The 15,978-nt window shown below is 69.1% G+C and carries 17 protein-coding genes; 4 read left to right on the top strand and 13 right to left on the bottom strand.

Features of this window, described 5'->3' with window-relative positions:
• Positions 1-2: 2 nt before the first annotated feature.
• From AC3ZJJ_RS02210 to pdhA, 5 genes are all read right to left on the bottom strand, one after another.
• The gene (locus AC3ZJJ_RS02210) at positions 3-881 is read right to left on the bottom strand and encodes an MBL fold metallo-hydrolase (protein ID WP_489893641.1); all 879 of its coding nucleotides are present in this window, start codon (positions 879-881) and stop codon (positions 3-5) included.
• Between the two features lie 132 nt (positions 882-1,013).
• Positions 1,014-1,208, bottom strand: coding sequence for a hypothetical protein (locus tag AC3ZJJ_RS02205; RefSeq protein WP_489893640.1), 195 nt, complete (start codon positions 1,206-1,208; stop codon positions 1,014-1,016).
• 64 nt (positions 1,209-1,272) lie between these two features.
• The gene (locus tag AC3ZJJ_RS02200; protein ID WP_489893639.1) at positions 1,273-2,772 is read right to left on the bottom strand and encodes a dihydrolipoamide acetyltransferase family protein; all 1,500 of its coding nucleotides are present in this window, start codon (positions 2,770-2,772) and stop codon (positions 1,273-1,275) included.
• A gap of 2 nt (positions 2,773-2,774) precedes the next feature.
• Complete coding sequence (locus tag AC3ZJJ_RS02195; protein WP_489893638.1) at positions 2,775-3,872, bottom strand: alpha-ketoacid dehydrogenase subunit beta; 1,098 nt, start codon at positions 3,870-3,872, stop codon at positions 2,775-2,777.
• Entirely contained in the window at positions 3,869-5,098 is a 1,230-nt protein-coding gene (gene pdhA / locus AC3ZJJ_RS02190; RefSeq protein ID WP_489893637.1) for a pyruvate dehydrogenase (acetyl-transferring) E1 component subunit alpha, read from the bottom strand. Before pdhA ends, AC3ZJJ_RS02195 begins: the two co-directional genes overlap by 4 nt.
• A 225-nt stretch (positions 5,099-5,323) precedes the next feature.
• Here pdhA and AC3ZJJ_RS02185 point away from each other — a divergent pair, with 225 nt between their 5' ends.
• Positions 5,324-5,773 carry an Lrp/AsnC family transcriptional regulator gene (locus AC3ZJJ_RS02185; protein WP_489893636.1) on the top strand — a complete coding sequence of 150 codons (450 nt, stop codon included), beginning with the start codon at positions 5,324-5,326 and terminating at the stop codon, positions 5,771-5,773.
• Here the strand turns inward: AC3ZJJ_RS02185 and AC3ZJJ_RS02180 are convergent.
• From AC3ZJJ_RS02180 to paaA, 6 genes are all read right to left on the bottom strand, one after another.
• On the bottom strand, positions 5,770-6,582 hold the full coding sequence (locus AC3ZJJ_RS02180) for an enoyl-CoA hydratase/isomerase family protein (RefSeq protein WP_489893635.1): 813 nt from the start codon (positions 6,580-6,582) through the stop codon (positions 5,770-5,772). The two genes, AC3ZJJ_RS02185 and AC3ZJJ_RS02180, sit on opposite strands and share 4 nt — an antisense overlap.
• 73 nt (positions 6,583-6,655) lie before the next feature.
• Positions 6,656-7,849, bottom strand: coding sequence for a 1,2-phenylacetyl-CoA epoxidase subunit PaaE (gene paaE / locus AC3ZJJ_RS02175; RefSeq protein WP_489893634.1), 1,194 nt, complete (start codon positions 7,847-7,849; stop codon positions 6,656-6,658).
• A complete protein-coding gene (gene paaD / locus AC3ZJJ_RS02170) occupies positions 7,846-8,334 on the bottom strand; it encodes a 1,2-phenylacetyl-CoA epoxidase subunit PaaD (protein ID WP_489893633.1) in 489 nt (162 codons plus the stop codon). The genes paaE and paaD overlap by 4 nt, the downstream gene beginning before the upstream one ends.
• An 8-nt stretch (positions 8,335-8,342) precedes the next feature.
• Positions 8,343-9,230, bottom strand: coding sequence for a 1,2-phenylacetyl-CoA epoxidase subunit PaaC (gene paaC / locus AC3ZJJ_RS02165; protein ID WP_489893632.1), 888 nt, complete (start codon positions 9,228-9,230; stop codon positions 8,343-8,345).
• Complete coding sequence (gene paaB, locus AC3ZJJ_RS02160) at positions 9,227-9,517, bottom strand: 1,2-phenylacetyl-CoA epoxidase subunit PaaB (protein WP_489893631.1); 291 nt, start codon at positions 9,515-9,517, stop codon at positions 9,227-9,229. The genes paaC and paaB overlap by 4 nt, the downstream gene beginning before the upstream one ends.
• 2 nt (positions 9,518-9,519) lie before the next feature.
• Positions 9,520-10,503, bottom strand: a complete 984-nt coding sequence (gene paaA, locus AC3ZJJ_RS02155) for a 1,2-phenylacetyl-CoA epoxidase subunit PaaA (protein ID WP_489893630.1) — start codon at positions 10,501-10,503, stop codon at positions 9,520-9,522.
• A 136-nt stretch (positions 10,504-10,639) separates the two neighbouring features.
• Here paaA and AC3ZJJ_RS02150 point away from each other — a divergent pair, with 136 nt between their 5' ends.
• Both AC3ZJJ_RS02150 and AC3ZJJ_RS02145 read left to right on the top strand, forming a co-directional pair.
• Complete coding sequence (locus tag AC3ZJJ_RS02150; protein ID WP_489893629.1) at positions 10,640-11,035, top strand: PadR family transcriptional regulator; 396 nt, start codon at positions 10,640-10,642, stop codon at positions 11,033-11,035.
• Positions 11,032-11,736, top strand: coding sequence for a hypothetical protein (locus AC3ZJJ_RS02145; protein WP_489893628.1), 705 nt, complete (start codon positions 11,032-11,034; stop codon positions 11,734-11,736). Before AC3ZJJ_RS02150 ends, AC3ZJJ_RS02145 begins: the two co-directional genes overlap by 4 nt.
• A gap of 104 nt (positions 11,737-11,840) precedes the next feature.
• On the opposite strand, the gene AC3ZJJ_RS02140 is transcribed toward AC3ZJJ_RS02145, so the two are convergent.
• Entirely contained in the window at positions 11,841-12,587 is a 747-nt protein-coding gene (locus AC3ZJJ_RS02140; protein ID WP_489895647.1) for an amino acid ABC transporter ATP-binding protein, read from the bottom strand.
• Positions 12,588-12,595: 8 nt separating this feature from the next.
• Positions 12,596-14,011 (bottom strand): amino acid ABC transporter substrate-binding protein/permease, encoded by a 1,416-nt coding sequence (locus AC3ZJJ_RS02135; RefSeq protein WP_489895645.1) that lies wholly within the window; start codon positions 14,009-14,011, stop codon positions 12,596-12,598.
• Between the two features lie 246 nt (positions 14,012-14,257).
• On the opposite strand from AC3ZJJ_RS02135, the gene AC3ZJJ_RS02130 reads away from it, so the two are divergent.
• Positions 14,258-15,907, top strand: coding sequence for an alkaline phosphatase D family protein (locus AC3ZJJ_RS02130; RefSeq protein WP_489893627.1), 1,650 nt, complete (start codon positions 14,258-14,260; stop codon positions 15,905-15,907).
• The last annotated feature ends 71 nt before the right edge of the window (positions 15,908-15,978 follow it).

Here is a 15,978-nt window from a genome sequence, read left to right as displayed (position 1 = left end):
CGTCAGCGCGGCGCGGTCTGGGGGCGGCTCGAGCCGGCCGCCTTGATGCGCGTCAGCAGGTAGCGGGACTGCACCGGACCGTAGGGCAGGACGGGGACCGCCTTCGTGTAGTCGTTCACCTGCTCCGTGATCGCACCCGTGCACGTCAGGATGGCCTGGCGCAGCTTGTGGAACTGCGTGCGGACGAATTCCAGGTCGACCGGGCGCCCGTGGCCGGGAACGATGACGGTGTACAGGTCGTCGATCGCAATGAGCTTGCCGAGCACCTTCTGCCACTCCTGCGGGAAGGAGTCCTCGAAGCTCGGCGGCGCCCCCTCCTCGACGATGTCGCCGGCAAAAAGGACCGACCCGGCCGACACCAGGAGATCGCCGTCGGTGTGCCCGCGGCCCAGGTGGAAGAGCGTCACGGTGTGGCCGCCGAGGTCGAGATCCACCGGCTTGTCCTTGACCACCGAGTCGGGCACCACAATCCGGGTGTAGGCGCCCTTCCCGGCCGCCATCTCGGGCTCGGCCGCCTTCACCAGCTCACGCTGGGACTCCCCGTCCGCGGCGATGCGTTCGGCGGTGCGGTGGTGCGCCCAAATCGTCTCGACGCCCCGGGCCCGGAAGTAGTCGTTGCCGAAGAAGTGGTCTCCGTGCGCGTGTGTGTTCACAACGATCAGCGGCAGGTCGGTGACGGCGCGGATCGCGTCGTAGGTCGCGGCCGCCTCGCGCGGACCGGCGCCCGGGTCGATGACCAGCGCCTTGTTCCCCCCGACGATCAGGCCGGTGTTCATTGTGAAGCCGGCGTTGACCAGCACCCAACTCTTCTCGCCGATGTACTCCCAACCGGCGGCCTCGGCCGCCTCCTTGACCTCGGGAGTCGGGATTGTGTTGCTCATGTGGCCCCTCGTTCGCAGGTATCCGGGCGTACGTGCCCACCCATCAAAGTACCGGCTGGGGAGCGCGGCCGCACAAACGGTTGCGCCGCCGCGGCGTCTCGGCGCGGCGGCGTTGCGGCCCCCGGAACACGCTCAGGTGACGCGGACCTCGCCGAAGGGAACGTTGTCGTCGACGAAGGCCTGCTCGTAGTGCGTTCCGAGTCCCCGGATGTGCACGCCGTGGTCGCCCTCGGCCACCGACTCCAGGAAGATGGGCCGCAGCGCGTGCGCCGTGTGCTCGTCCAGCGTCCTCAGGTACTGCTCGTAGCTGGTCGGAAGGATTTCCATGGCCTAAGGATAGGCGTCGGGGCGCCCGGTGGGGAGGGGATCGAGCGCCTCCCCACCAAGCCGCCTACAGGTCCGCCAGGACCGAGCCGGGGCTCTCCATGGCGTCCGCAACATATCGAAGGAACCCGCCGGCGGTGCCCCCGTCGCACACGCGGTGGTCGAAGGTCAGCGTCAGTTCGGTGACCTTGCGTACGGCCAGCTGCCCGTCGACGACCCAGGGGCGGTCGATGATCCGGCCCACACCAAGGATGGCGGCCTCGGGGTGGTTGATGATGGCCGCGGATCCGTCGACACCGAAGACTCCGTAGTTGTTCAGCGTGAACGTCCCGCTGGTCAGCTCCTGCGGCGTCGCCTTGCCCTCGCGGGCGATGCCGGACAGCCGCTTCAGCTCCGCGTCCAGGGCGCGGGCGCTCAGCCGGTCCGCGCGGCGGATGCTGGGCACCATCAGGCCCCGGTCGGTCTGGGCGGCGAAGCCCAGGTTGACGCCGTCGAAGGACACGATCTCCTGGCTGCCGTCCCCGGCGGTCTCCACACGCGTGTTCAGCTCCGGGTATTTGGCGAGACCGGCGAGCACAAACCGCGCGATGAACGCCAGGAGCCCCGGGGCCCCTGCGGGGTCCGACCGCTTTAGCCCCGCCCGCAGGTCCACCAGTGCGGTGGCGTCGACATCGACCCACACCGTCGCCTCCGGGATCTCCGCCCGGGAGCGCGCCATGGCCTGCGAGATGGTCTTGCGCACACCCTTGACCGGCGTGCGCGCCGCGACTCCGAGCCCGGACCGCGCGTCCCGGCCGGCCGCGTCGGCGGCTCCGGTGCGCGTCTGGGTGACGGCGGCCACGGCTGCCGGCGGAACCGCGCCCGCGTCCGGCGTGCCGGTCGGGGCGACGGCGGACGAACCGCCGCCGGCCCTGATGGCGGCGTCGACGTCGTTGCGCAGCACGAGCCCGTTTTTGCCCGATCCGGCGATGCTGCCCACGTCGATCCGGTGCTCGCGTGCCAGCTTTCGCACCAGCGGCGAGACCACCAGCGGAGCCGACGGCGCGGCCGGCCCCCCGGCGCCGTTCGCGCCCGGAGCGCCGACCGGACGGTCGGCGATGCGCGCGGTGACCGCGGCTGGGGCGACGCCGAGCGGCGCGGTGCGCGGGCGTCGCGTTCGGCGCGCCGCGCCGGTCCCGCCGGGCGTCCCGTAGCCGATCAGGACGTTGCCGGATCCGCCTTCGGATCCGGAGGCCGGCTGGGCGGCCCCGGCGCGCTCCTCCTCGCGGTAGGCCTCGCCCGACGAGTCGGCGGATTCGGCGTCGGATTCGTCTTCCTCGTCTCCCATGCCCTGCGCGATGGAGACCAGGGGCTTCCCGACGTCCATGGTGTCCCCGGCGGCGCCGAAGAGTTCGCGGACGACGCCGGCGTACGGGCTGGGCACCTCGACCATCGACTTGGCGGTCTCCACCTCGACGATCGGCTGGTCGACGGCGACGGTCTCCCCCACGTCCACGAGCCAGGCAACGATCTCGGCTTCGGTCAGGCCCTCTCCCAGATCGGGGAGCAGGAAGGTCTTGACGGACATGGTCAGTTCTCCCACTGCAGGTCGTCGATCGCGTCGAGAATGCGGTCGACGCTCGGAAGGAAGTAGTGCTCGAGTTTGGGGGCCGGGAACGGTACGTCGAATCCGGTGACGCGCAGGACGGGGGCCGCCAGCGAGTGGAAGCACCTCTCCTGGACCCGGGCCACGATCTCGCTGGCGACCGAGGCGAAGCCGGGCGTCTCCGCGATGACGACGGCGCGGCCGGTCTTGCGCACGGAGGCGCACACCGTTTCGTCGTCGAACGGGACGATGCTGCGCACGTCGATGACCTCGATCGACCGGCCTTCCTCGGCGGCGGCCGCCGCGGCGGCCAGGGCGGTCGGGACCGACGGCCCGTAGGCGATCAGCGTGGCGTCCGTTCCGGTGCGCGCGACGGCAGCGCGGCCCTCGGTGCGTGCCGTGCCGGCGTCGTGCTCCTCCCGCAGCGCGTCCAGGTCCAGGAGTTCCTTGGACCAGTACAGCTTTTTGGGCTCCATAAACAAGACCGGGTCGTCCGAGGCTATGGCCTCGCGCAACATGCGGTACGCGTCGGCCACGGTGGCTGGCGCGAACACCTTCAGGCCGGGCGTGTGCGCGTAGTAGGACTCGGAGGAGTCGCAGTGGTGCTCGACCCCGCCGATTCCGCCCGCGTACGGGACGCGGATAACCATCGGCATCTTCACCGCGCCGCGGGTGCGGTTGTGCATCTTTGCGACATGGGAAAAGATCTGCTCAAGGGCGGGGTAGGCGAACGCGTCGAACTGCATCTCAACGACGGGACGCATGCCGTTCATGGCCATGCCGATGGCCATTCCCACGATCCCCGACTCCGCGAGGGGCGTGTCGAAGCAACGCTGAACGCCGAAGCGGGCGGCCAGGCCGTCGGTGATGCGGAAGACGCCGCCGAGGGTTCCGATGTCCTCGCCGAACAGCACAACCCCGGGATCGGACTCCAGCGCGTCGGCCAGCGCGGTGTTCAGGGCCTTGCCGAAAGTCACGGTCGCCGGACCGGGTGCGGCCTCGGCCCCACGGGCGGCCGCGCGCGCGGTGGCCGCACTGACGTTGCCGTTGGCGAGGGAGGAGGTGGTGACTTGGGTGCTCACTTGGCGTTCTCCTCTCGGGAGAGCTCGTCGGCCAGCCGGGCGGACTGCTCGGCGAGCTGCGGGGTGGGGGTGCTGAAGACGTAGCGGAAGAGGTCCAGCGGGTCGACCTCGACGTCGGCGTTGAGTCCGTCGCGCAGTGCGGTGGCGACGTCCTCGGCGGCCGCGGCGATGCGCTCCGACTCGGAGTCCTGAAGCAGGCCCCGGTCGGTGAGGTAGGCCTTCATGCGGGCCACCGGGTCCTTCGCCATCCACGCCTGGACCTCGGCGTCCTGCCGGTAGCGCGTGGCGTCGTCGGCATTGGTGTGGGCCTGCATGCGGTAGGTGTGAGCTTCGACCAGCAGCGGACCGGAGCCCGCGCGGGCCAGGCGGACGGCGCGGCCCAGCACGGCCATCAGCGCGACGAGGTCGTTTCCGTCGACGCGCTCCCCCGCCATGCCGTATCCGACGGCCTTATGCGCCAGCGACGGGGCAACCGACTGGTGGGCCAGCGGCACGGAGATCGCGTACTGGTTGTTCTGCACGAAGAACACCACGGGCAGGTTGAACACGGCGGCAAAATTCAGCGCCTCGTGGAAATCCCCTTCGCTCGTGGCGCCGTCGCCACACATGGCCAGCACCACGGTGTCCTCGCCGCGCAGCTTGGCGGCGTGCGCCACGCCGACCGCGTGCAGCAGCTGGGTCGTCAGCGGCGTGCACTGGATGCCCACCTTGTACTTGGCCGGATCGTAGCCTCCGTGCCAGTCTCCGCGGAACAGGGTCATGGTCTCCACGGGGTCCACGCCCTTGGCCATCACGGCAACGGAGTCCCGGTAGGTCGGGAACATCCAGTCGTCCTCTTCCAGGCAGAGGGCCGCCGCCACCTGGCACGCCTCCTGCCCGTGGCTGGACGGGTAGACGGCCATCCGCCCCTGGCGGACCAGCGCGGAGTTCTGGTCGTTCACCCTGCGTCCGACGACGAGCCGCTCGTACGCGCGCATCAGCGCGGCGTCGGAGGGAAGCGGGTATTCGTGACCCGGGGCCGTGCCCTGGTCCTCCGTGGCGCGCAGCCGGCCGGATTCGTCGACGATCTGGATCTGTCCGCGGGCGGGAAGCAGGTAGTCCTCGACGGAGATGCCGAAGTTGCGGCAGGCGTCGTCCAGGGCGGACCCGTGCGCGTGCCCGGCATGGGAATCCGCCCGCGTGGCGGCGGCCTGTGGCGTTTCGCGGTCATGCTCCGGACGGCTCATGGTTCTCCCTGATCTCGGTGGCTGCACGGCGGCACGTGGCACGGGTGACCGGCACCACATTTATCGGCAATTCTCGACTCAAGTATGCGGATTGAACACTATTCGTATCCAGTCTCGGCGAAAATCGTGGATGATTGTTGACGGAAGCACGTCCCTGTTGGACAAATCGCCACTGTGACCCGGGCTACACACCATTTCGTGGACGGCACGACCGGAAGGCCAGCAATGGAAGCAACACCAGTACCCCTCGACGACGTCGACCGGCGCATCCTGGCGGAGTTGACACGCGACGGGCGCCAGTCGGTGACGGCCATCGCCCAGACCGTGCACGTCTCGAGGGCGCACGCGTACTCGCGCATCAACCGGCTGCAGGACGAGGGCGTGGTGACGCGCTACACCGCCGTGGTGGATCCCGTCCGGGCGGGCCTGCGCTCGTCGGCCTACGTGACCCTGAAGCTGAGGCAGCATTCCTGGCGCGAGATGCGCGAACGGCTGGCGGCGCTTCCGGCGGTGCACCACATAGGGCTGGTGGGCGGCAACTTCGACGTCATCCTGCTGGTCCGCGCCCGCGACAACGTGGACCTGCGCCGCGTCATCTTCGACGAGTTGCAGTCGATGCCCGGTGTGCTGGACACGCAGACCTTCCTGATCTTCGAGGACGTGGATACCCGCTAGGGCCGCCGGACCCCGGGGGCCGCTTGGGCCGTTCCGCGGAAGACCGGCGCGCGCTTTTCCTGGAACGCGGCAAAGCCCTCCGCGTAGTCCCGGGTGGCGCACAGTTCGGCCTGCGCGGCGTTCTCCTGCGCCATCGAGTCCCAAAGCCCCAGGCGGCGGTCGCGGATCGCGGCGACGAGCTCCTTGGAGGCCACAAAGGCGCCGGTCGCGCCGCGGGCGACGCGGGAGACCGTGGCCCGCGTGGTCCCGAGCAGTTCCTCCGCCGGCATCGAGCGGCTGAACAGCCCCGAGCGCACCGATTCGGCCCCGGACACCAGCTCGGCGGTGTAGATCAGGTCCAGCGTCCGGTGCGCTCCGAGCCGTTCCGTGAAGAGCCAGTGGCCGCCCGAATCGAGCGTCGCGCCAAGGTTCGCGAACGGCGATCCGATCTTTGCGTTGTCCGCCACATAGACGACGTCGGTGGCGATGGCCAGCCCGAGTCCAACACCCAGGCAGGCGCCCTGGACGGCGGCGAACGTCGGCGCCGGGAAGGCGGACATCTTGCGCAGCAGGGGCTCCAGGAGCCCGCCCAGGTAACCCTGGACGTCGTCGTCGGCGGGGACGACGCCGGAGATGTCGCGGCCGGCGCAGAAGCCCCGCCCCTCGCCACGGAGCAGCAGGGCGCGCACGTCGCCGCGCCCGGCGGCCGCGGCGGCGTCGTCGTAGGCCGCGGACAACTCCGCGAGCGCGGCACCGTCCAACGCGTTCATCTTTTGCGGGGCGTTGAGGACAATCTCGGCCACGCCGTCGGCGATCACCAGGTCGATCATGGGGGCTCCTGTTCTTAGCGGTATGTCCCGCGGCGGTCTTGCCGGCGGGGCTGGGCCCGTGCCGGCGGCCGGGCTACGCGTCGAAGTCGACGGAAACCTTCTCGCTGGTGGGATGGGACTGGCAGGTCAGCACGAAGCCGGCGGCCACCTCGTCCGGCTCCAGCGCGTAGTTCTCGTCCATGTCCACGGTCCCGGTGACCAGCTTGGCCCGGCAGGTGCCGCACACGCCTCCGGCACAGGCGAAGGGAACGTCCGGCCGGACCCGCAGGGCCGCGTTAAGGATGCTCTCGCGCGCCGAGACGGGGCTCTTGACCTGCCCCTGAAGGCCGTCGAGGCGGAACTCGATCTCGTACCCCTCACCGTCCCCGTCGTCCACAACGGGGCGGCCGACGTGCCCCTCGGGGCGCGTGGGCTGGCCGGTCGTGAAGAGTTCGAAGCGAACCTTTTCCGGGTCCACGTCCTGCGCGGACAGGTTGTCGCGGACCAGCTGCACCAGCTCGAACGGTCCGCACAAGAACCATTCGTCGACCTGATCGGTGCGGATGACGGAGCCGAGGAGCGTGGTTAGCTTCTCCGAGTCGATGCGCCCGGACAGCAGCGGAGAGATGCGCTGCTCGCGGGACAGGACGTGGTGCAGCGCGAAGCGGGAGGGATAGCGGTCCTTCAGGTCCGCCAACTCCTCCAGGAACATAACGTCCATGGCGGCCTTGTTCGCGTAAACGAGGTCGAAGTGGACGTTCTCGTTGGCCGCGAGCACGGTGCGCGCGATGGCCAGGACCGGCGTGATGCCGGACCCGGCGGCGACGGCGACAAACACGTGGTCCGTGTCCGTGTCGATCGACTCGGGGTCGTTCAGGCCCGTCATCTTGTGCTTGGAGATGAAGGCACCCGAGGGGCTCATCACGTCCATGGTGTCCCCGGCGGCCAGGCTCTCGTTCGCCCAGGTGGAGAACAGGCCGCCGAGGTCGCGCTTGATGGCGACCTTGATCTCGCCCGGCCTGGGTTCGGCGCAGATGGAGTAGCTGCGGCGGACCTCGCGGACGGCACCCTCGGCGTCCGGCAGCTCCTTGCGCAGCGCCACGTACTGCCCGGGCAGGTAATCGTACTCGTCCCGCAGGCTCGCCGGGACCTCGAAGGTCACCTCGATGGCATCCGCGGTGAGGCGACGCACCTCGGACACCCGGAGCGTGTGGAACGCCGCGCGGCGGCGTCCGCCCGCCGCGTCGGAACCGGACGCGGCCTTTGCGAATGCACTGGTTTCAGTCATGAGAGCACCTTGAAGTAGTCGAAGGGTTCCAGGCAGTCCCTGCACTGGTAGAGCGCCTTGCAGGAAGTGGACCCGAAACGGGAGAGTTCGCGGGTGTTCAGCGAGTGGCAGCGGGGGCACTTGACCGTGAGCCCGAGGGTTACCGGACCGCGGTGGCCCTTCCCCGTGGGGGGCGCGATCCCGTACTCCTCGAGCTTGGCCTTGCCCGCCTCGCTCATCCAGTCCGTGGACCAGGCTGGCGAGAGCACCAGCTCCACCCTGACCCGGCCGTAGCCCGCCAAGCCGAAGGCCTCTTCGAGGTCCTCGCGGATGGCGTCCATCGCTGGGCAGCCCGAATAGGTGGGCGTGATGGTGACAACGACGCCCTCGTCGCCGTCGGCCTCCACGCCGCGGAGGATGCCGAGGTCCTCGATGGTGAGGACCGGGATCTCCGGGTCGGTGACGCTGGCGGCGATCCGAAGCAGTTCCGGAGCTGGCGCGGCCATGGCAGCCCCTACCAACTCGCGCCGGGGTGCTTGCGTGCCAAGACCTGCATCTCGGCGAGGATCGGGCCGAGGTGTTCCGAGTGCTCGCCCTTGCGTCCACCGCACATCGCGAACGGCGCCTTGGGGACCTCGAGGCCGGCCTCACCCAGCACGGTGTGGAATTCGGACTCCCATGCGGCCCTGAGCGTGGAGGGGCGGACACCGGCGTCGCCGATCTCGTCGTGCAGGGGCTCGTCGACGAACATCTCGTCGATGTAGGGCCACAGCACATCCAACGCGTGGCGCATCCGGCGCGCCGACTCCTCGGTTCCCAGGCCCAGGCGGAGCGTCCACTGGATTGCGTGGTCCCGGTGGTAGTCGACCTCCTTGACGGCCTTCGCGCTGATGGCCGCAATCGTGGCGTCGCTGGAGTCCAGCAGCCGCGAATACAACAGGTGCTGGTAGATGGAGACGATCAGGCCCCGGAGGATGGTGGCGCCGAAGTCGCCGTTTGGCTGCTCGACGATGTGGAGGGAACGAAATTCCTCCTCCTCCCGCCAGTAGGCGAGGTCGTCCTCGGTCTTGTCCCACGCCAGCCCGGCGTAGCTGAGGAACGATCGCGCGTGGCCGAGCTGGTCCAGCGCGATGTTGCCCAGGGCGATGTCCTCCTCGATCTCCGGTCCGCGGGAGATCCAGTGGGACAGCCGCTGCGCCAGGATCAGGGCATCGTCGCCGAGGCGGACGGCGTAGCGCGCCACGGCGTCGGACGGCTTGTCCCGCTGGACCTGGATGTCCTCGGGGCGCAACGCATTGCCCGGCGTGACCCGGGTGGCCGAGGCGGCCGAGTCGCCGAAGCTGTCCAGGCTGTGGTCCACGCCGTGCGATCCGTGGCTGTCGGTTGTCTCGGGCGCGCTCACAGGTGCTTCACGCCTTCGCTCTTCTTGTAGTACGTCGCGTGACGGTAGTCCTTGCCCTGCGGGGATTCGAAAAACTGCCCCTTCGCGTCGGGGTCGGAGGCCACGATGTTCTCGGACGCGACGACCCAGAGCGAGACACCCTCGTTGCGACGCGTGTAGAGGTCGCGGGCGTTGCGCACGGCCATCTCCGCGTCCGGGGCGTGGAGCGAGCCCGCGTGGACGTGGGACAGTCCCCTGGACGAGCGCACGAACACTTCCCACAAAGGCCAACCGTTGGAATCAGCCATGCCTAGGCCACCCTTTCCTGTGTCTTCTTCGCGTAGGCCGCCGCGGCCTCGCGCACCCATGCGCCCTCGCGGTGGGCCTCGCGGCGGCGTTCCAGCCGCTGCGCGTTGCACGGACCGTTGCCGGCGATCACCGCGGAGAACTCTTCCCAGTCCAGGTCCATGTGGAGCCACTTGCCGGACTCCTCGTCGAAGCAGAGCTCCGGGTCCGGAAGCGTGAGGCCAAGGACCTTGACCTGCTCGGCGATCATGCCGACGAAGCGCTGGCGCAGTTCGTCGTTGGAGAACCGCTTGATGTTCCACTTCATGGACTGCGACGAGTTGGGGGAATCGCTGTCCGGCGGCCCGAACATCATCAGCGAGGGGGCGTAGAAGCGGTCGACCGCGTCCTGCGCCATCTTCTTCTGCGCCTCGGTGCCGTTGGCGAGTTCCAGGAGGATCTCGAAGCCCTGGCGCTGGTGGAAGGACTCTTCCTTGCAGACGCGGACCATGGCCCGTCCGTAGGGGCCGTAGGAGGCGCGGCACAGCGGCACCTGGTTGGCGATCGCGGCGCCGTCGACCAGCCAGCCGATGGCACCCATGTCGGCCCAGGAACGGGCGGGATAGTTGAAGATCGAGGAGTACTTGGCCTTGCCCGTGAGCAGTTGATCGTTCAACACGTCGCGCGGCGTGCCCAGCGTTTCGGCCGCCGAGTAGAGGTAGAGCCCGTGGCCCGCCTCGTCCTGGACCTTGGCCATGAGTATCGACTTGCGCTTCAGCGAGGGCGCCCGGGTGATCCAGTTCGCCTCCGGCTGCATGCCGATGATTTCGGAGTGGGCGTGCTGGGAGATCTGGCGCGTGAGCGTCTTGCGGTATCCCTCCGGCATCCAGTCGCGCGGCTCGATGCGCGAGTCCTGGGCAATCAGGGCGTCAAAGCGGGCCTGGCCCTCCTGCTCCTCGGCACTCGGGACGGCGGAAAGGTGCCCGCCGGCGTCGTTTTGTGCACCCATCGTGCTCACCTCACTGTGGCTGGTTCGAATTACTGACCGTTCGTTCAGGATATGCGGTGCCCCGCCGATCGTCAACACCCGCGGGCGGCAAGGCGAGGGGCTTGACAGGCAAACTAGTTAGCCACACAATCTAGTTATGAAAACCGCCACGGCCGGGACATCCGGCACCCACCCGGGCGCGGAGTGGCCCAGCGACTGGCTCCGTGCCGCGCTCGGCCTGTGCGTACTGCGCGCCCTGGAGGAGGGACCCTCCTACGGCTACGCCATCATCGCCGAACTGGAGCGGGCGGGGCTCGGCACCATCAAGGGCGGAACGCTCTATCCCCTGCTGACGCGCCACGAGGCGTCCGGCTGGGTGACCACCGAATGGAAGGCGGGCGACGGAGGACCGGGTCGCAAGTACTTCGCCCTCACCGACTCCGGCCGCGACGAACTCCACCACCAGGCCGACCGGTGGAACGCCTTCACCGCCGCGAGCATCCGCTACATCAGCCCCGCCGGGAGCGGGAACAAGCAAGGGAGAACCGCATGAACAACACGCTGCACCGGAAGTGGTTCGACGACTTCGTGCTCGAGCTGCGCCTGCGCGACGTGCCCGGCGACGCAATCGGAGACGCCGCGGCGACCGTCAGGGAGTTCCTCGCGGATTCGGGCCAGGCGCCCGAGGACGCCTTCGGCCCGGCCCGCGAATATGCCGCCAGCCTTGAGCTGCCCCGTGCGGCCGACGCTGCCCGGCTCGGCTCCACGGTGGCGCGGGCTGCGGCGGGGCTGCTGGCCTTCCTGGTCCTCAACTCGACGTTCGCGCCGCTGATCGACGGCCGCCCACTGCTCTACTCGTTGCCGCAGGCGCTGCTGCTCGCCGTGCCCATCGTGGCGGTCGCCTCGCTGCCCGCCTACTTCAACGCCGCCCTGCGCAACCGCCGGGTCCTCGCCGGGGTGGTGGTGGCCGTGATCGCCGCGGGCATTCTCTCCGGACTCTTTACGCCGCGCGCGGCCGATGCCGCGTGGCTGTCCATGCCGGCGGCCGCGGTCGCGATCGTCGCGGGGGCGGTCCTGCTGGCCACCTCGGTGTGGGACACCGTACGCGCGCTGCGCACGGCGGCAGACCCGGTGGTCGATCCCCTGTCCGGACCCCGCGCCGGGCGGGGCGCGACGGCCATGGCGGTCGCCGCGCACTGGGTGCTTCCGGCCGGCGCGCTGTGCTTCTGGCTTGTGGCGCTGGCCGCGGGGTAGGCCGTGGGTAGGCACGGCGCCGCGACGCCCGGCGAGGGGAACGACGACGGCGGCCGCACCCTTCGCGTGAAGGATGCGGCCGCCGTCGTCTGCGTGCCTTGCGCCTAAAGGACCTTCGAGAGGAAGTCCTGCGTGCGCTGCTGCCGGGGGTTTCCGAAGAGGTCCGATGGCTTGCCCTGCTCGCAGATGACACCGTCGGCCATAAACAGCACCCGGTCGCCCACCTCCCGGGCGAAGCCCATCTCGTGGGTCACCAGGACCATCGTCATGCCGGATTTGGCCAGGTCGCGGATGACCTGGAGGACCTCGCCGACCATCTCCGGGTCCAGCGCCGACGTCGCCTCGTCGAAGAGCATGATGCCCGGGTTCATGGCCAGGGCGCGGGCGATCGCCACGCGCTGCTTCTGCCCGCCGGAGAGCGACGCCGGGCGCGCGTCGGCCTTCTCGCGCAGTCCCACCTTGTCCAAGAGCTCCAGCGCCTGCTGGCGGGCCTGTTCCTTGGTGGCCTTCTTCAGTTCCACCGGCGCCAGCATGATGTTCTCCGCCACCGTCATGTGCGGGAACAGGTTGAAGTGCTGGAACACCATGCCGATGCTCCGCCGGACCTGGTTGATGTCCACCTTGGGGTCCACGAGGTCGAACCCGTCCACCACCACGTGGCCGCTGGTGATGTCCTCCAGCTTGTTAAGGCAGCGCAGGAACGTGGACTTGCCGGACCCGGAGGGGCCGATCACGCACACCACCTCGCCCTCTGCGACGTCCGCGTCGATGCCCTTGAGAACCTCGTTGGAGCCGAAGGACTTGTGGAGCCCGCGGACCATGATCTTGCTCTTGCGTGGCTCGTTCGCCATGGATTCGCTCACTTGTTGAACCTCCTGTCGACGGCATTGGCCAGCTTGGTCAGCGCCATGATGGCCACGAAGTAGATGACCGCGACGATGAACAGCGTCTCGGTGATCCGGAAGTTGGACGCGTAGATCTGCTGGCCCTGGTAGAGCAGCTCGGCGAAGCCGATGGCCAGCAGCAGCGAGCTGTCCTTGAGCATGATGATCAGCTGGTTGATCAGCGACGGCGTCATCATCTTGAACGCCTGCGGCACCACGACCTTCTGCATGGACTTGCCATACCCCAGGCCCAGGCTGCGGCTGGCCTCTAGCTGCCCCGGATCCACGGACTGGATGGAGCCGCGGACGATCTCGGTGATGTACGCGGCGGAGTTCAGGGACAGGGTCAGCACCGCGGCGACCCAAATGTCGATCGGCTGCCCGGTCAGCTGTGGAATGCCGAAGTAGAAGAAGAACGCCCACACCAGCAGCGGCGTGCCGCGGAAGATGTTGACGAACGTCGTCGCGATTCCGCGCAGCACGATGTTGTGGGAGACCTTGAAGAACCCGAAGAAGAGCCCCAGCACCATGGCGAGCGCAAAGGAGATCGCAGTGACCAGCAGGGTGTTGCCCAATCCCTTCATCAGTGCGGGGAAGGAACCGCCCAGCAGCTCCCAGAACGTGGTGGGCTGCGCCGCCGTCGGATCCGCGAGGTACTCGTCCAGGATCTTCTGGTATTCGCCGTTGGCCTTGAGCTCGGCGAGCCCGTCGTTGAACGCGGCCAGCAGTTCGGGATTGTCGCCCTTGTTCACGGCGAACCCGTAGGAGCCCCCGGGAACCTTCTCGGTCACTGTCTTGAGCCCGTTGTTCTGGGCGATGCCGTAGGCCAGCACCGGGTAGTCGTCGAACACCGCGACGGCGTTGCCGGACTTGACGAGCTCGTACATCGTCGCCGACTGGTCGAGGGAGTTCACCTGGAAGCCGTACTGGTCCGCGATCGACTTCGCGTAGGTCTCGCCCTCGGAGCCGGTCTTGGCGGTCACCGTCTTGCCGGCCAGGTCCTCGTAGCCCTTGACGGTGTCGTCGTTCTCGTCGACCGCCATCTGCACGCCGGATTCGAAGTACGGCTCGGAGAAGTCGTAGATCGCCTTGCGCTCGTCGGTGATGGACATGCCGGCGATCACGCCGTCCACCTGGCCGGACGAGAGCGCCTGTAGCGCCGCGTTGAAGCCGAGCGACCGGATCTCCACCTCGAAACCCTGGCTGTCGGCGATCGCCCGCATCAGGTCCATGTCGATGCCGGTCATCTCGCCATTGGAATCGCGGAACTCGAACGGCGCGAACGTGGTGTCCGTTCCGATCACGAAGGTCTTGCCCTCCGCCGACCCCGCTTCCCCGGTCGATGTTGCCCCGGCGGCCGTGGCGCCGAACAACAGGGCCGCGACCGCCAGCAGCGCCGCGACCACCGCCCCGGTCCTGCGCCGCGGGCCGCGGGCCTTCGTGTGGTTTCTCAAGGTGTCTACCCCGTTCTTGGTGACATGGGTCTCCACGGTTCCCGGGAGCCCTTTTGCTCCCTAGAGAATAGGCCGACTCCGCCCGCGCCGGAAACGGCCCACGACCGGGGACGCCCGAAGGATTGGGACGCAGTTCATGCGGGGGCCACCATTCGGCCAGCTGCGTCCGGTGGACTGTGCCCCATGATCGACTCAACGAAAACCGTCAACCGTCGCACGCTGCTTGTCGGGACCGCGGGAGCCTCCGTCCTCGCGGCGGCCGCCCTGCCCGCCGCGGCGTCGACCGCCCGCAGGCCCGCCGCGGCGCCCCTCGTGACCCGTCGCCTTACGCTGCCGTCCGGGATCTCCATGGGAGACGTCACCCGCGATTCCGCCGTGCTGTGGTCCCGCGCATCCGGACCCGGGCGCCTGCACGCCGTGCTGCGTCCGCTGGATTCCGGCGGCGCTCCCCTGCGCGGCCGGCACGCCCGCACCCTGCGGCTGGCGGGGGGCCAGGCCACGGAGGCCAGCGACTTCACCGCCAAGATCAGCGCGCGCGGCCTACCGTCCGGAACGCGTTTCGACGTCGCCCTGATGTTCGAGGACGAGGACGGCCGCATCGGCGAGTCCGGGCGCGGCACCCTGGTGACGGCCCCGGGCACGTCCCCCGGCCGCGGCGCCGGCGGAAGGCGCGGACGGGACGACGACGGCGCCCAGAGCTTCGTCTGGACGGCGGACACCGCGGGACAGGGCTTCGGCATCAACGAGGAGATCGGCGGGATGCGCGGCTACGCCGCCATGCACGGAACCCGTCCGGACTTTTTCATTCATTCCGGCGACACCGTCTACGCCGATGGCCCCATCGCGGCCACCCAAGTGGAGCCCGACGGCCAGATCTGGCGCAACGTGGTCACGGAGGAAGTCTCGAAGGTGGCGGAGACGCTCAACGAGTACCGCGGGCGGCACCGCTACAACATGATGGACGCCAACCTCAGGGCCATGTACGCGGAGGTTCCCGTCATCGCCCAGTGGGACGACCACGAGACCGTGAACAACTGGTATCCCGGTGAGATCCTCCAGGATCCCCGCTACACCGTGCGCGACGTCGACACGCTCGCCCGCCGCGGTCGGCAGGCGTGGCAGGAATACATGCCGATCGCGGATTCCCGGGCGCTGCGGCCGGGCACCGGCTTCGAACCGGCCCGCATCTACCGCCGGATCGACCGCGGCCCGCAACTGGAGGTCTTCGCGCTGGACATGCGCAGCCACAAGGGACCGAACACCGACGGCCTGGAGACGGCGCAGACCCCGCTCCTCGGCGAGGAGCAGCTGCAGTGGCTGATCCGAGGGCTGCGCACGTCCCGGGCCACGTGGAAGGTCGTCGGCAACGACCTGCCCCTAGGCCTCGTTGTCCCGGACGGAAAGGCCCAGGAGTCCATCTCCAACGCGGACAACGGCGCCCCGCTGGGCCGCGAGCTGGAGCTCGCCCGCCTGCTGAAGGCCATCAAGGACCACAGCATCAAGAACGTGGTCTTCGTGACCGGCGACGTGCACTACTGCGCCGCCCACCACTACTCTCCCGAGCGCGCGGCCTTCCGCGACTTCAAGCCGTTCTGGGAGTTCGTCGCCGGTCCCATCAACGCCGGCTCGTTCGGGCCCAACAAGCTGGACCTGACGTTCGGTCCGCGCGTCGACTTCGAGCAGGCCGGCCCGCCACTCGGCTCCCCCCGCTCCGGCGACCACCAGTACTTCGGCCACGTCGACGTCGCGGGGGACGGCTCCGAGTTTACGGTCAGCCTCGTCAACGCCAACGGAGCGGTGCAGTACAGCCGGACCCTGGTTCCGGAACGCTAGGTCGGCACGCCGGACGCCGACGGCGAACACGGGGCCCGCGGGCTGGGAACGCGGGGGTGTTGCGGGTTGAA

Source organism: Arthrobacter sp. AOP29-A2-19, from assembly GCF_058138025.1.
This window is presented reverse-complemented; position numbering and strand designations above follow the sequence as displayed.

Coding starts and splice junctions, on each gene's coding strand:
- paaB (WP_489893631.1), bottom strand. CDS start 9,517: ATGGCTGATTCCAACGGTTGGCCTTTGTGGGAAGTGTTCGTGCGCTCG.
- AC3ZJJ_RS02200 (WP_489893639.1), bottom strand. CDS start 2,772: ATGTCCGTCAAGACCTTCCTGCTCCCCGATCTGGGAGAGGGCCTGACC.
- paaD (WP_489893633.1), bottom strand. CDS start 8,334: ATGGCCGCGCCAGCTCCGGAACTGCTTCGGATCGCCGCCAGCGTCACC.
- AC3ZJJ_RS02205 (WP_489893640.1), bottom strand. CDS start 1,208: ATGGAAATCCTTCCGACCAGCTACGAGCAGTACCTGAGGACGCTGGAC.
- AC3ZJJ_RS02130 (WP_489893627.1), top strand. CDS start 14,258: ATGATCGACTCAACGAAAACCGTCAACCGTCGCACGCTGCTTGTCGGG.
- AC3ZJJ_RS02185 (WP_489893636.1), top strand. CDS start 5,324: ATGGAAGCAACACCAGTACCCCTCGACGACGTCGACCGGCGCATCCTG.
- AC3ZJJ_RS02180 (WP_489893635.1), bottom strand. CDS start 6,582: ATGATCGACCTGGTGATCGCCGACGGCGTGGCCGAGATTGTCCTCAAC.
- AC3ZJJ_RS02140 (WP_489895647.1), bottom strand. CDS start 12,587: ATGGCGAACGAGCCACGCAAGAGCAAGATCATGGTCCGCGGGCTCCAC.
- AC3ZJJ_RS02145 (WP_489893628.1), top strand. CDS start 11,032: ATGAACAACACGCTGCACCGGAAGTGGTTCGACGACTTCGTGCTCGAG.
- paaA (WP_489893630.1), bottom strand. CDS start 10,503: ATGGGTGCACAAAACGACGCCGGCGGGCACCTTTCCGCCGTCCCGAGT.
- AC3ZJJ_RS02210 (WP_489893641.1), bottom strand. CDS start 881: ATGAGCAACACAATCCCGACTCCCGAGGTCAAGGAGGCGGCCGAGGCC.
- paaE (WP_489893634.1), bottom strand. CDS start 7,849: ATGACTGAAACCAGTGCATTCGCAAAGGCCGCGTCCGGTTCCGACGCG.
- AC3ZJJ_RS02150 (WP_489893629.1), top strand. CDS start 10,640: ATGAAAACCGCCACGGCCGGGACATCCGGCACCCACCCGGGCGCGGAG.
- pdhA (WP_489893637.1), bottom strand. CDS start 5,098: ATGAGCCGTCCGGAGCATGACCGCGAAACGCCACAGGCCGCCGCCACG.